General features: G+C 68.4%; 11 protein-coding genes and 1 pseudogene. 9 read left to right on the top strand and 3 right to left on the bottom strand.

What is annotated here, in order from left to right:
- The 6 genes and pseudogenes from IP78_RS04430 to folP all read left to right on the top strand — a co-directional run.
- A pseudogene (locus IP78_RS04430) lies at positions 1-715 on the top strand (hypothetical protein); the annotation flags it as partial.
- 57 nt (positions 716-772) lie between these two features.
- Positions 773-2,719 (top strand): ATP-dependent zinc metalloprotease FtsH, encoded by a 1,947-nt coding sequence (ftsH, locus tag IP78_RS04425; RefSeq protein ID WP_054110502.1) that lies wholly within the window; start codon positions 773-775, stop codon positions 2,717-2,719.
- Between the two features lie 145 nt (positions 2,720-2,864).
- Positions 2,865-4,088, top strand: coding sequence for an acyltransferase family protein (locus tag IP78_RS04420; RefSeq protein ID WP_054110507.1), 1,224 nt, complete (start codon positions 2,865-2,867; stop codon positions 4,086-4,088).
- 65 nt (positions 4,089-4,153) lie between these two features.
- Positions 4,154-4,798: a hypothetical protein gene (locus IP78_RS04415; protein ID WP_054110501.1), complete on the top strand. Its 645-nt coding sequence runs from the start codon at positions 4,154-4,156 to the stop codon at positions 4,796-4,798.
- Between the two features lie 3 nt (positions 4,799-4,801).
- On the top strand, positions 4,802-5,104 hold the full coding sequence (locus tag IP78_RS04410; protein ID WP_156320282.1) for a transcriptional regulator: 303 nt from the start codon (positions 4,802-4,804) through the stop codon (positions 5,102-5,104).
- A gap of 17 nt (positions 5,105-5,121) precedes the next feature.
- Positions 5,122-5,907, top strand: a complete 786-nt coding sequence (gene folP, locus IP78_RS04405; protein WP_054110500.1) for a dihydropteroate synthase — start codon at positions 5,122-5,124, stop codon at positions 5,905-5,907.
- A gap of 3 nt (positions 5,908-5,910) precedes the next feature.
- Here the strand turns inward: folP and IP78_RS04400 are convergent, their stop codons facing one another.
- Positions 5,911-6,477, bottom strand: coding sequence for a hypothetical protein (locus tag IP78_RS04400; protein ID WP_054110499.1), 567 nt, complete (start codon positions 6,475-6,477; stop codon positions 5,911-5,913).
- Positions 6,478-6,569: 92 nt separating this feature from the next.
- Complete coding sequence (locus IP78_RS04395) at positions 6,570-7,535, bottom strand: YeeE/YedE thiosulfate transporter family protein (protein WP_054110498.1); 966 nt, start codon at positions 7,533-7,535, stop codon at positions 6,570-6,572.
- Positions 7,536-7,628: 93 nt separating this feature from the next.
- On the opposite strand from IP78_RS04395, the gene thiD reads away from it, so the two are divergent.
- Positions 7,629-8,441 carry a bifunctional hydroxymethylpyrimidine kinase/phosphomethylpyrimidine kinase gene (gene thiD, locus IP78_RS04390; RefSeq protein ID WP_054110497.1) on the top strand — a complete coding sequence of 271 codons (813 nt, stop codon included), beginning with the start codon at positions 7,629-7,631 and terminating at the stop codon, positions 8,439-8,441.
- Positions 8,441-9,019, top strand: a complete 579-nt coding sequence (locus tag IP78_RS04385; protein WP_054110496.1) for a nucleotidyltransferase family protein — start codon at positions 8,441-8,443, stop codon at positions 9,017-9,019. The genes thiD and IP78_RS04385 overlap by 1 nt, the downstream gene beginning before the upstream one ends.
- Here the strand turns inward: IP78_RS04385 and IP78_RS04380 are convergent.
- Positions 9,016-13,089 (bottom strand): PAS domain S-box protein, encoded by a 4,074-nt coding sequence (locus IP78_RS04380; protein WP_156320281.1) that lies wholly within the window; start codon positions 13,087-13,089, stop codon positions 9,016-9,018. The genes IP78_RS04385 and IP78_RS04380 overlap by 4 nt on opposite strands.
- A 146-nt stretch (positions 13,090-13,235) precedes the next feature.
- Here IP78_RS04380 and IP78_RS04375 point away from each other — a divergent pair, with 146 nt between their 5' ends.
- On the top strand, positions 13,236-13,718 hold the full coding sequence (locus IP78_RS04375) for a Dps family protein (protein ID WP_054110494.1): 483 nt from the start codon (positions 13,236-13,238) through the stop codon (positions 13,716-13,718).
- Positions 13,719-13,861 lie beyond the last annotated feature (143 nt).

Genomic DNA, 13,861 nt, shown 5'->3' with positions numbered 1-13,861 from the left:
AGAGGGCTTGAGGCTCGGAGAGCGTAGCGATCCGCAAGCCGAAAGGGTGAGGGGATCCAACCTCACCGGCTGGCACTCCAACCCCTCACCCTTTCGCGCGAAGTCCGATCGCCTGACGGCTCTCTGGCGCTCGAGCCCTCTCCCGCTGGGAGAGGGGTTCGAAGGGGGTGAACCGCTCGCCTCAACCCTCCTCTGCGTAGCCGGTCACGACCGCCTGCCCCGCACCGCCCACCTCTACGCTCTAGCTGAACGGATCGAAGCAGGGTCGCCCTTCACCGCCACCCTCGCCGGCACCCGCATCGAGGCGACCGCCGACCGCATCCTCATCCTGCGCGAAGCCGGCGCGTTCCGCCGCCGACCTTCGGCACCCCTGCCCCTCGCCCCCGACCAGGCCGCCGTGTGGGACGGTCGCTATGAGATCACGCCCTGCGAACCCGGCTGGTTCGTCGTTCCGGCGCTGGGGCGCCTCGCCGCCCTGTCTGACGCCGACCGCTCCATCGTCGCCCAATCTCCCGCTGCCGCGCGCGGAGCCCTGCCCGTCCTGATCCGGGACGGTGATCCGCGCCCGGTTCTTGCATGGCGTCGCGCCCGGGTCCTGGCGCTGGCGCCGCGTCGTCTGAAACTGGTCCAGTGGACGGTGTCGGGCGAAACGACGCAGGAAAAGGACCTCGCTGACGCTGTGCATGGCGAAACGCCGCCGCCTGACCTATTTTGAGTCTGACAGAGTGACATTGAGGCCGACGTTCCGCTCGGCGACGAGGATTTCCAACCGATGAACCTTCGCAATCTGGCGATCTGGGGCGTGATCATCCTGGGGCTGTTGGCGGTCTATGCCGCCGTCAGCCAGAACGGCGGCACCTTGCCGGGGCAACCCGCAGGCGCGGCGGCGCAGGGGCGTCCGGCCGAGATCACCTATTCCCGCTTGGTCGAGGCCGTGGAGGCGCGCGACATCAAGTCGGCGCAGGTGCGCGGCGATCAGGTGACCGGTGTGTTCCAGAACGACAATCGGTTCACCGCCACCACGCCTTATCCAAACGAGGATCTCGTCAACTCCATGCTCGCGGCCGGAGCGCAGGTCGACGTCAAGACCACCCGTCAGGCCTGGTGGCAGGGACTGCTGATCGGCATCCTTCCCATCGCGCTTCTGATCGGCGTCTGGATCTTCTTCATGCGCCAGATGCAGGGCGGGGCGCGGGGTGCCATGGGCTTTGGGAAGTCCAAGGCCAAGCTGCTGACCGAGCACAAGGGGCGCAAGACCTTTGAGGACGTCGCCGGCGTCGACGAGGCCAAGGAAGAGCTTCAGGAGGTCGTCGACTTTCTGAAGGACCCCGGCAAGTTCCAGCGTCTGGGCGGCAAGATTCCGAAAGGGGCGTTGCTGGTCGGTCCTCCCGGCACCGGCAAGACGCTCCTGGCGCGCGCCGTGGCGGGCGAGGCCGGCGTGCCCTTCTTCTCCATTTCGGGTTCGGACTTCGTGGAGATGTTCGTGGGCGTCGGTGCCAGCCGCGTGCGCGATATGTTCGAGCAAGCCAAGAAGAACGCGCCATGCATCATCTTCATCGACGAGATCGACGCGGTCGGTCGTCATAGGGGCGCAGGGCTCGGCGGCGGCAACGACGAGCGCGAGCAGACGCTGAACCAGCTGCTGGTCGAGATGGACGGCTTCGAGGCGTCGGAGAACATCATCCTGATCGCGGCGACGAACCGCCCCGACGTTCTGGACCCGGCGCTGCTGCGTCCCGGCCGCTTCGACCGTCAGGTCGTGGTGCCCAACCCTGATGTCTCGGGCCGCGAACGCATCCTGCGCGTTCACATGAAGGACGTGCCCCTGGCTGCTGACGTCAACGTCAAGACCATCGCGCGCGGCACCCCCGGATTCTCGGGCGCCGACCTCGCCAATCTGGTCAATGAGGCGGCCCTGATGGCGGCGCGCAAGGACCGGCGCATGGTCACGCACCGCGACTTCGAGGACGCCAAGGACAAGGTCATGATGGGCTCGGAGCGGCGCTCCATGGCCATGAACGAGGAAGAAAAGCGCTTGACGGCCTATCACGAGGGCGGACACGCCATCGTGGCGATGAACGTCAAGATGGCCGATCCGGTGCACAAGGCGACCATCGTCCCGCGCGGACAGGCGCTCGGCATGGTGATGCAGCTGCCGGAAGGCGACCGCTATTCCATGAAGTACCAGCAGATGGTCGACCGCATCGCCATCATGGCGGGCGGCCGCGTGGCCGAGGAGCTGATCTTCGGCAAGGAGAACATCACCTCGGGGGCCAGCTCCGACATCCAGCAGGCGACGAAACTGGCCAAGCGGATGGTGACCCAGTGGGGCTTCTCCGACGTGCTGGGCACCGTGGCCTATGGCGAGAACCAGGAAGAGGTCTTCCTGGGCCACTCGGTCGCGCGGACCCAGAACATCTCCGAGGAGACGGCCCGGATCATCGACGCCGAGGTCAAGCGGCTGGTCACCTCGGGCTGGGACGAGGCGCGTCGTATCCTGACGGAAAAGGCCGACGACCTCGAGAAACTGGCCCAGGCGCTCCTCGAATACGAGACCTTGTCGGGCGAGGAGATCAGGGACCTGCTCGAGAAGGGCACCGCCCCGAATCGCGACGAGAATAACTTCCCCAACGCCGGCCCCTCGGTGTCGGTGCCGGTCACCCCGGTGACGGAAGGCGTCACCGTCGTCGCCTCGGAAGAGCACCGCACGGTCCACTGACGATACGGAAAGGCCCGCCCGGTTCGCCGCGCGGGCTTTTCTCTATCAGACTAGTTTGCATTATAGACAAGTCTACAGTATCCCGCCTCATCCGAGGGGCATGAGGACTTCGACGACGATGTCAGCGACGAATTCGAAGACGGCGATGGAGACATCGACGACAGCAGAGACGAGCGACCGGTTGCACGGGCTGGACGCCCTTCGAGGCGGAGCGCTGCTGCTGGGGATTCTGCTCCACGCCAGCCTGGCCTTCTTTCCGCAGCAGACCTGGATCGTCCATGACGAGAGCCGGTCGATCGGGGCGGCGGCGATCTTCTACGCCATCCACCTGTTCCGCATGACGGCCTTCTTCCTGATCGCGGGTCTCTTCGCCCACATGATGCTGGCGCGCAAAGGCTGGTGGGGGTTCGCGCGCGACCGGGCCAGCCGCATCGCGGGCCCGCTGGCGGCCTTCTGGACGCCGGTCATGGCGGGGATCATCACGGCGCTGGTGTGGAACGCCCATGTGCAGGGCTGGGTGACGCCGGGCGCGCCGCCGCCGCCCTCGCCGACCTATGACTGGACCAACTTTCCCCTGACGCATCTGTGGTTCCTATGGGTGCTGGTGATCTTCTACGCCGCCACCCTGATCCTGCGCGCGCCGTTCGCCGTGCTGGATCGGGACGGAGCCTGGGGCCGGATCGTCGATCGGCTGACCGGAATCCTGGTCGGGCCGTGGACCCCCGTGGTTCTGGCCGCGCCGCTGGCGTTCGCCCTCTGGCTCGATCCAACCTGGGTCGCCTTCTTCGCCGTGCCGACGCCGGACGAGGGGATCGTCCCCAATGCCGCCGCCCTGACCGGCTTCGGCCTCGCCTTCGGGCTGGGCTTCCTGCTGGACCGCCGCCGCGATCTGCTGGGCCGGATCACCTACTGGTCGCCGCTGCTGCTGGCGATGGCGGTCGGAACGGGCGTCGCCGGATGGTATCTGGCAGGCGGCCCGAGCCTTGAGCCGATGGCCGAGCCGACGCTCGACAAGGCTGTCGCGGCCTGGACGACCGCCGTCGCGGTTTATGCCTCGGCGCTGGCGGCCATGGGTCTGTGCCTGCGCTTCCTCTCGGGCCGCAGCGCGATCCGGCGGTACCTCGCCGACGCCTCCTACTGGGTCTACATCGTCCATCTGCCGCTGGTCATGCTGGCCCAGGTGTGGGTGCAGGACTGGGCGGGGCCGTGGTGGGTGAAGCTGGTGGGCGTGACCATGGGTGTGCTGACGCTGTCGCTGGCGACCTATGAGCTGGCGGTTCGCCACACCCTGCTCGGCAAATGGCTGAACGGTCGCCGCGTCCCGTGGCGATCCCGGCCCGCGACCCCTTCGCCCGTCCCCGCCGAATAGCTTGCCAAGCGCGGCCGGCTCGTCCACCCCGGACGGGCCGGTCGCCCCAGCCCGAGTCGCGCCCCATGACCCAGACCCCCCGCACCGCCGCCGAGGCCGATCTGGCCTTCATGCGCTCCATCGTCGAGGGCCGAACGACCGGCCGTTCGACCCTGACCATGGGCGTCGCCTATCTGGCGGGCGGGCTGCTGTACGGCCTGCAGTGCCTGTTCCATGTCGGCCAGGCGGTCGGCGTGATCGCCTGGCCGGATCTGGCCAATCTGATCTTCGTCGCCTCCATCACGATCGCCTTTCTGATCGTGCTCGCCTGGGCGGTGCGCGAGGACAAGAAGGCCGGGCCGTCCGCGCCGCTGGTGACCCGGACGCTAAACGCCGCCTTCAGCGGGGCGGGCATGGCGAACCTCGCCATCATCATCGTCTTTGGCGTCGGCTCGGCGCGGGATCAGGACTTCGCCGTCTGGCTCTATTACCCGGCGATGATCTTCGCGCTGCAGGCTGCGGCCTGGTACGTCGCCTGGCACCTGAAGAAGACGTCGTGGATGCTGGCGACGTCCATCGGCGGCTGGCTGACGGCGGTGGGGTTGGGCGTGCTGGTGCGCGAGCCCGTGGCCTATCTGGCGCTGTGCACCGTCGCTCTTTTCGTCCTGTTCGCCGGGCCGGGGGCCATCATGGTGCGCGACGCCCTGAAGTCCCGACAGGTCGGCGCCTGATCCATGGGGCTGGCCGATCTCGGCAGGATCGACGAGGTCATCCACGGCCGCATGCGGCTGGGGATCATGGTCTATCTGGCCGACGTGGAGACCGCCGACTTCACCGAGCTGAAGACCGTGCTGGAGGCGACCCAGGGCAACCTCTCGGTCCACCTGAAGAAGCTGGAGGAGGCCGGCTACGTCGCAATCGACAAGAGCTTCAAGGACAACAAGCCCTTGACCCGCATCACCCTGACGGGCGAGGGCCGGTCCGCGTTCGCCGCCTATCTGGAGGCGCTGGGACGCCTGATCGGAGACAAGGGGTGAGCGTTCGACCGCGCGTCATGGGCATCGTCAATGTGACGCCCGACAGCTTCTCGGACGGCGGACGGTTCGACAGCGCCGAGGCCGGGCTGGCGCACGCCATGAAGCTGATCGGCGACGGTGCTAACATCCTGGACATCGGCGGCGAAAGCACCCGGCCGGGCGCCGAGCCGGTGTCGGCCGAGGACGAGATCGCCCGCGTCGTGCCGGTCATCGAGGCCGTCCACGCCCGCTGGCACGGGCCGATCAGCATCGACACCATGAAGCCCGAGGTGGCGCGCGCGGCGATCGCCGCCGGGGCCACGATCTGGAACGATGTGACGGCGCTTGGCTTCTCCCCCGATGGCCCGGCGGTCGCCGCGGAACTGGGGTGCGAGGTCGTGCTGATGCACATGCTGGGCGAGCCGCAGACCATGCAGGTCGAGCCCCGCTACGACGACGTGGTGGGCGAGGTGCTAGGGCACCTGTCGGCCCGCGCCGACACGGCGATGGCGGCGGGCGTGGCGCGAGAGAAGATCACGCTCGATCCCGGCATCGGCTTCGGCAAGACAGTGGAGCACAACCTGGCCCTGATCGCCGCGTTGGACCGCTTCGCCGCCCTCGGGTTTCCGGTCCTGCTGGGCGCGAGCCGCAAGCGCATGATCCGTAACATCGACCCCTCGGCCGCCGAGGCGACCGACCGGCTGGGCGGCTCCATTGCCCTGGCTCTGGAAGGGGCGCGGCGAGGCGCGGCCATCGTCCGGGTGCACGACGTGCGCGAGACGGTTCAGGCGCTGAAGGTCCAGGCGGCAGTGTCGGCGGCCTGAGGATCAGCCGGCCGAAACGCGCAGCTTCAAGGCGTCGCGGCGCTCAATGCGGACCGAGCCTCCGCAGTCGAGGATGGCCGACTGACTGCCGAGCCACTGCACGGGCGCGCCCGGACATTCCGGGGCGTCAGCGGCGAGCCCTGTATAGAGCCAGCTGGGCGGACGACCTGGACGGGGCACGAAGACATCCGAAAATGCGACCACGGCCGCGAGCGCAACGAGACTCAGCCCCAGCAGCCGCAGCGGCGTGAACAGTCCGACCGTCCTCTGGAAAATGCCGTCAAATGCCGCCCGAGGCCCTTGCCGCACGACGTTCATGATCACCGTGGCCACGACCGCGATCATCAGGATGGCCAACGCCGGGCCCAGCACCATGAGCAGGGGGTTGAAGGCCCCCATCACCACGTCGGTCGGAGACGCCACCGCGAAATAGTTCAGCCCCCAGGTCATGTGGAAGGCCGTGGCGTGGGCTATGGCGCTGGCCAGAAAGGCGATGCCCGACGCGGTGCTCAAGCTCTCGACCACCCACAGCAGGGTGATCTTTCGCTTCGTCTCTGCTGGCTCGGGCATGAGGGCTCACGCGGGACGCCGCGTTCTGGCGGCTGACCATACAAGCGTGACGTTGCGGCCGCCGCAACGGGATCCTGGGCGAGATGGCAAAGTTATGCCGGGATGGTTCTGGCTGCGCGGATGGCCCCGCCGGCCCACAGAAGGGCGATGATCGTGGCCGTCATGACGCCGTAGGCCGTCACTCCGCCGAGCGTGGCCGACGGCAGGGCGGAAAGCAACAGGCTGTCGTTACCACCCGGGATCATGCTCGCGCCCAGGGCCATGACCACCCCTCCGGCAAGCGAACGAACGAAAGGCACCGGACGCGGTGGTCTCGGCGCGAAGGATCGCCGCCTGAGGCCCGATGCCACCGCACCTGCGCATAGAAGAGCGAACATGAGAAGGCCAAGCGAGGTGGCCGACATCAGAGGCATGGCCCCCTGCGGCGCGGCCAGCCGGATGGCGTCCGCCAAGGTCCAGCCCGGGGCGGCGGCGAAGAGCAAGGCTCCGGCGACCCCCAGCACGGTCATGGCGACCCGACCCGACCAGCGATCGTCCCCCGTGCGATCGCCCAGGCTTCGCAGGATCGCCCAGCCCAGCCAGACCGCGACGCCGAAGCCGATCAGGATGAGAGCCGAGATCTCGGATGGATGTCCCAGCAGGTTAGTTCGGCTGGCAGACGCCTGAGCTCCAAGGGCGTCCGCGAGAACGAACCCGGCGAACAGGCCCGCAGGCAGACCCAGGTAGCTGAACCGACCGTCTCCGATGCGCGAGATGCTGCCCAGCAGGCAGGCGCGGTTCAGCACCGCCCCGGCGCCGAGCAGGACAGCACCGGCGATCAGCCCTCCGCCCACGGCGCGGTCCGGAGTCAGGGCGACCAATCCGGCCCACGACAGGGGCAGCCAGACCAGCCCCGCCGTGGCCGCTGCCAAGCCCAATCCCAGAAGCATCGTCGGCCTCCGGTCCTCCAGCACCTGGCGGACCGCCAGAACAGCGCAAGTCGTGCCCTGATTGAGCGCATAGCCCATGACGAAGGCGCTGAGCGCCGCGAGGCCCGCAAGGCTCAGGTTCCAGATCATCCGCTGTCGACACTCCCCGCCCGGCCCTTCGCCGGCGTCGGCCGAAAGGCTACGCGGACTTGCGGGCGGTCGCGAGACGCCGCATGGAGCCGCATGGCTTCCCGTTCGACCTCCGCTCTCGGCCGCGTCCTGATCATCGCGGGCTCGGACTCCGGCGGCGGCGCTGGCGTCCAGGCCGACATCAAGGCGGTGACGGCCATGGGCGGGTACGCCGCCACCGCCATCACCGCGATCACGGTCCAGAACACACTCGGCGTCCACGGCGTCCACGCCCTTCCCCTAGATCTGATCGAGGCGCAGGCGCGGGCGGTACTGGACGACATCGGAGCCGACACGATCAAGACCGGCATGCTCGGTTCGGTCGCCGTGGTCCAGCGGGTCGCGGCCATCCTGGACACGGCCGAGACCCCTGCGGTGGTCGATCCCGTCATGGTGGCCAAGGGCGGGGCGGCCCTGCTGGACGCCGACGCTGTCGAGGCGGTGAAGTCGCTGATGATCCCGCGCGCCGCGGTCCTGACGCCTAATGCGCCGGAGGCGGAGGCCCTGACCGGGCTCACTGTCGCCGATCTGGACGGTCAGCGCCGGGCGGGCGAGGCGCTGCTGAGGATGGGCGCGCGGTCTGTCTTGATGAAGGGCGGCCATGTCGAGGGGCCGACGGTGATCGACCTGCTGCTGACTCCGACCGGAGAGACCCTGCTGGAGGGGCCGCGCATCGACACGACCTCGACTCACGGCACGGGCTGCACTCTGGCCAGCGCGGTCGCCGCCGGACTGGCGCAAGGATGGTCCACCGAGACAGCGGTCGCCGAGGCGTGGGCCTATGTCTCGGAGGCCATTCGCCGCGCGCCGGGATTGGGCGGCGGGCACGGTCCGCTGGATCACGGCTGGCCGTTGCGGGACCGGTGATGAGCGGTGCGCTGGAAACCCGGCTGGTCGAGATCATCCGCGCCGACGCCGACCTGATGCATGTCCTGACCGTCGCGCGGTCGCTGGCCCTGCCGGACTGGCGCATCTTTTCCGGAGCGGTCTACCAGACGGTCTGGAACGCGCTGGGCGATCACCCGGTGGGGTATGGGCGCAAGGATTACGACCTCGGCTATTTCGATCTCGACACCTCATGGGACGCTGAGGATGTGATCATCCGGCGTGCGGCCGCCGCGTTCGAGGAACCGTTCCGGAGCCAGGTCGAGGTTCGCAATCAGGCCCGCGTGCACCTGTGGTTCAAGCACCGTTTCGGCGAGGACTATGAGCCTCTGATCTGCACCGACGAGGCGTTGGGCCGCTTCGTCGCCCCGGCGTTCGCGGTCGGCATCCGTCTGGAGGCGGACGATCGGGTTTCGGTGGCGGCACCGTTCGGGCTGCAGGATGTCTTCGACCGGGTGATCCGTCCCAATCCGAACCGGCCGCGCGCGCGGGGCTGGGACCGCGCGGTCGGCAGCGCGGTCGCCCGCTGGCCCGAGGTGCGGGTGATCGAGCCGGTCTAGGTGGGCTCGGCAGTCCGCGCCTGGGCCAGGGCGGCGAACAGTTCGTCGCGCGAATAGGGCTTGCGCAGCAGGGGCCAGGCCGCCCCCGCCAGGTCCGCGTCCACATCGTCGCCCGCATAGCCAGAGGCCAGAAGAATGCGCATCGCCGGATAGAGCTCGGCCGCGCGCCGGGCGAGGTCCACTCCCGATATGCCGCCGGGCATGACCACATCGGTCATCATGATGTCGAAGCCCTGAACCTCAAGGCGCCTGAGAGCCTCGGGACCGTTCTCCGCCGTTTCGACTTCCAGCCCGTGGGCGGTCAGCAGATCCAGCGCGATGGCTGCCACCGCCGGGTCGTCTTCGACCAGCAGAAGTCGTCCCGTGACGGCATCCCCGTCGACGCGGGCAGGCTCGACGAGGGTTTCAGCCTCTGTGCCCGGCGGCAGGAAGATCTCAACCGTCGTGCCTTCACCCGGCGCGGAGGTCAGTCGCACCCCGCCGCCGCTTTGGCGGGCGAAGCCATAGACCTGGCTGAGGCCCAGCCCCGTGCCCTTGCCGACAGCTTTCGTTGTGAAGAAGGGTTCGAAGACGCACCGCCGCGTCTCCTCGTCCATGCCCGCGCCGGTGTCCGACACGCTGACGCAGACATAGTCGCCGGCGGCGAGCTCGGGCACATCGCCCTCGGCGACCGGGCAGCGTCGCGTCTCGACCCGGATGGAGGCGGGCCGGTCCGGTTCGTTGTCCGCGATGGCATCCCGCGCATTGACGATGAGGTTCAACAGAGCCGCCTCGAACTGGCCGGGGTCGACCACCACGCGGGCCCCGCCGCGCTTCAGCTTGAGATGATACTCAACCGCCTCGCCGACCGCGCGGCGCAGCAGGGGGTCGCTCTGGCGCACCAGGGCGTTCAGATCGACCGGCTCGGGCCGCAGGGTCTGCCGCCGTGAGAAGGCCAGAAGCTGGTGCGTCAGCCGCTCGCCACGCCGGGCCGCCGCCAGCGCCGCCTCGCCCATCTTCTGACGTCGCATGGCGTCGTCCGGTGAGCGCAGGATCATGTCCAGTGCCCCGATGACGACGGTAAGGAGGTTGTTGAAGTCGTGCGCCACCCCGCCCGTCAGCCGCCCCACGGCCTCCATCCTCTGGGCGTGCATGAGATCGGCTTCCGCCTTGGCCTTTTCCGCCAGAGCCTCGCCGACGCGCTCTTCCAGAAGTTCGTTGATGCGCTTCAGGTCCTGCTCGGCGCGCTTGGCGTCGGTGATGTCGAGGTTGACGCCGATATAGCCCTGGAACTTCCCGGCCGCGTCGAACCGGGGCACGCCCTGACAGCGCAGCCAGCGTTCGCCCATCTCGGGATGGGTCACGCGGACCATGCCGTCATAGGGCTCGCGCCGGTCGAAGGCCTGGCGATAGTCGGCCTCGAAGGCGGCGTGGTCGTGCGCCGACATCATGCCGGTCCAGCCGCCCGCCAGGGGCCGGTCAAGGACCCGGAAAAAGGATTGATAGGCCAGGTTCGCGAAGACGACCTGCCCTGTCTCGTCGCCCATCCAGATGGGCACGGGCGCGCTGTCGGCCACAGTGCGGAAGCGGGCTTCGGATTCCGCCAGCCGCTGCTCGGCCTCGACCCGGGCGGTGTCGTCGCGCAGCGTCAGAACCGCCCCGATCCGGCTGCCGTCCCCGGCATGGACCGGACGCGCGTTGCCGACGGCGATGACTTCGCTGCCGTCGGGCCGGCGAATGCGCCAGCGGGCGTCGGTGATCGTCTCACCGTCCCGCACAGCCCGGGCCAATGGCAACTCCGCGGACGGATAGGGCCGTCCGTCCTCGGTGAAGAGCTGATAGGCTTCGGCGTAGTCGTCGGGGGTCACATCCAGACGCGCCACGCCGTGATGCCGTTGCGCCGCCTCGTTGACGAAGATGATCGTCCCGGCCGGATCGGTGACGATCACTCCTTCTGCCAGCTGCCCCAGGATCGCGTCGCGCTCGGCCATGGCGGTGGCCAGCTTCAGGTTGGTCTCTCGGATGTCGGTGACGTCGAAAGCGACGCCGACGAACCCCAGACACTGGCCGCCCGCCCCAAGCCTGGGCCGAGAGAAGGATTTCAGCCAGCGATAGGTGCCGTCATGACGCCGGTAGCGCGCCTCCATCGAGAAGGGCTCGCCGGTCGCCTCCCCAGCCAGAGACTCCGTGATGATCCGCTCGTGGTCGTCGGGGTGGATGACGTCGCGCCAGTTGGCCAGACGCGCCTCTTCGTAGGTCCCGCCGTTGTAGTCGACATAGGCCTGGTTGACGAAGGCGCGGGTGCGGTCCTGGGCGGTGACCCAGATCAGCACCGGCGCGGTGTCGGCGATGTCGCGGAAGCGGGCCTCGCTTTCGCGCAGCTCGGCCTCGGCGCGGGCACGTTCGACCTCGGACCACGTCCGGTCGGCCACATCCGTGATCAGGGTCACGTCATCGGCGGACCAGACGCGCGGCCGGGCGGAATGCACATAGAGGAAGGCCCGCATCTCCCCTGCGCGGAACAGGGGGGCGGCCACAAAGGACTGGATCTGTGAGGCCGCCAGCGATCTGGCCGCGCTGGCGCTGCGAACGTCGCCCGCGACATCGTCGACAGCCACGGTCAGACCCAGGAACAACTCGGCCATGACGCCTTCGCCGAGGTCCGGCACACGGATACGGCCGGCGATGCTGGGAACGCCCTCCGTCCAGTCGGGCATGAGCTCGATGGTCTGGCGGTCCTCGGAAAACTCGCCATAGCCGACGCGAGAGGCACCCAGCATCCGGCCCAGCACGCTCTGGACATGGTCCATGATGGCCGAGGGATCCTCGAGCTCACGGACCCCGTCGCTGAGCTCCAGCAGGAACCTCTGGCGACGCTCCTGGGCGGCAAGCGCGTCCAGCGCGGCGCGTGTTTCGGTTACGTCGAAGGACAGTCCGACATAGCCCAGGAACCGACCCTCGCCATCGAAACGAGGGTTCACCGACACGCGCATCCAGCGCCAGACGCCGTCGTGCCTCTGGAACCGGCATTCGAAGCCATAAGGGGATTTCGTCTCCCTCGCCTCGGCCTGGATGGCGCTGACCCGGGCGATATCGTCGGGATGGACCGACTGTTTCCACACCTGGCCCAGGAAGGTCTCTCCAGGCTTGCCGTAAAAGGCCTCCAGCGCCTGGTTGACGAACTCGACATTGCCATCCGCGTCGGTCAGCCAGACCGGAGAGGGGGCCGTGTCGGCCATCAGGCGGAAGCGCGCCTCGCTTTCGCGCAGCGCGACCTCGGCGGCCTTGGCTTCGGTGACGTCGGTGTGGACCCCCACCCATTCCAGGACGCGTCCGTCCCGGCCCAGCGTCGGCACGGCGCGGATGGCATAGGTGCGGTACTCGCCGGACGCCGTACGCACCCGGTGCTGGAAGTCGAAGGTTCGCCGCTCGGCCACAGCCGTGTTCCAGGCGTCGATGGTCGGCTGGGCGTCGTCGGGGTGAACGGCGTCGGACCAGCCATAGCCCTGATATTGCGACCGTGACTGGCCGGTCAGCGCGGCCCACCCGGGCTGGTCACCCTCCATCCGGCCTTCGGGCGCATTGGTCCAAAGGATGCCGCGTACGGCGTCAACGGCCGTGCGAAAGCGGTTCTCGCTGCGGAGCAGGGCCTCGTCGGATCCGCCGAGCGCGTCGATGGTCTCATCCAGCCTTCGAAGTGTCTTGCGCAGCGACGCCGCCACGATCGCCAGGAAGAGCCCCACGATGACGAAGTTGACGGTCGCGATGCGGCCCATGGCGTTGCCGACGCCGACCCCTGTGGCTCCCGCGCCTGCGACCAGCCAGCCGCCAAACAGGCAGGCCAGGACGGCGACGATCCCGGCCTTTCGGCCTCCGGCCAGCCCTGCCAGCACCACAGCCGGCAACAGGATGATGAAGCCGGTGACCTGGCCGTAGAAGGCCTGTCCCGCCCAGCGGACGAACAGGGCGGCGGCGGCGAACCCCAGGCCGATCAGGACCCCGCGCCACCATGGACCGGCCGGAGTGCGGGCCAGCCTCGCCAGGACGGCGTCGGGCGTCCACGCCCCGGTCGCGCCGTCCTCAGTCGCCAAGATCTCCCCCGTCACAGCCGTGCGCGAAGAACGGCAACGCTTTCGCTCCGTGTGCGTTCCCTGCGCTTCGATACTCTGTCCTCGGGCATTTGCGCATCCCGTTCACGACACCCACCTCAGACCCAACCGCGACCAAGGAGCGACCCATGACCGCAGCGACCATCAACACCGGACTGACCAAGGCCGAGCGCGTCGATGTGGCGCGCGAACTGACCAAGGTCCTGGCCGACAGCTTCGCCGTCTACATGAAGACCCACGGCTATCACTGGAATGTCCGTGGGCCCGAGTTCTTCACCCTGCACACCCTGCTGGAGCAGCAGTACCGCGACATGTGGGAGGCGCTGGACGAGATCGCCGAACGCATCCGGGCGTTGGGTGAGTTCGCGCCCCAGGGCTATGCCACCTTCGCCAATCTGTCCTCGATCAAGGACGGCGATCCGGACAAGGATGCCACCGCCATGCTGAAGGAGCTGATGAAGGACCACGAGACCGTCATCGCCACCTGCCGCGCCGCGATCGAGTCGGCTGATGAGGACGGCGACGACGTCACCGTCGATCTGCTGACGCAGCGTCTGGGAGCGCACGAGAAGTTCGCGTGGATGCTGCGCTCCACGCTCGGCGGCCGCTAGAGCCTGATTCATGGCATCAGCGGAATCGCGAAGCGATCCCACTGATGCTGATCAGGCTCTAGGCGTGACGCAGGGGTAAGGGTCTGTCAGAAAGCCGCCGTGAATCCCTGTTAGGTCCCTCGGCTTTCCGGCGCAGCGGCGTC

The sequence above is a fragment of the Brevundimonas sp. AAP58 genome (genome assembly GCF_001295975.1).
Lineage (GTDB): Bacteria > Pseudomonadota > Alphaproteobacteria > Caulobacterales > Caulobacteraceae > Brevundimonas.
This window is presented reverse-complemented; position numbering and strand designations above follow the sequence as displayed.

Coding starts and splice junctions, on each gene's coding strand:
- folP (WP_054110500.1), top strand. CDS start 5,122: ATGGGCATCGTCAATGTGACGCCCGACAGCTTCTCGGACGGCGGACGG.
- IP78_RS04410 (WP_156320282.1), top strand. CDS start 4,802: ATGGGGCTGGCCGATCTCGGCAGGATCGACGAGGTCATCCACGGCCGC.
- IP78_RS04395 (WP_054110498.1), bottom strand. CDS start 7,535: ATGATCTGGAACCTGAGCCTTGCGGGCCTCGCGGCGCTCAGCGCCTTC.
- IP78_RS04415 (WP_054110501.1), top strand. CDS start 4,154: ATGACCCAGACCCCCCGCACCGCCGCCGAGGCCGATCTGGCCTTCATG.
- IP78_RS04420 (WP_054110507.1), top strand. CDS start 2,865: ATGGAGACATCGACGACAGCAGAGACGAGCGACCGGTTGCACGGGCTG.
- IP78_RS04385 (WP_054110496.1), top strand. CDS start 8,441: ATGAGCGGTGCGCTGGAAACCCGGCTGGTCGAGATCATCCGCGCCGAC.
- IP78_RS04375 (WP_054110494.1), top strand. CDS start 13,236: ATGACCGCAGCGACCATCAACACCGGACTGACCAAGGCCGAGCGCGTC.
- ftsH (WP_054110502.1), top strand. CDS start 773: ATGAACCTTCGCAATCTGGCGATCTGGGGCGTGATCATCCTGGGGCTG.
- IP78_RS04400 (WP_054110499.1), bottom strand. CDS start 6,477: ATGCCCGAGCCAGCAGAGACGAAGCGAAAGATCACCCTGCTGTGGGTG.
- thiD (WP_054110497.1), top strand. CDS start 7,629: ATGGCTTCCCGTTCGACCTCCGCTCTCGGCCGCGTCCTGATCATCGCG.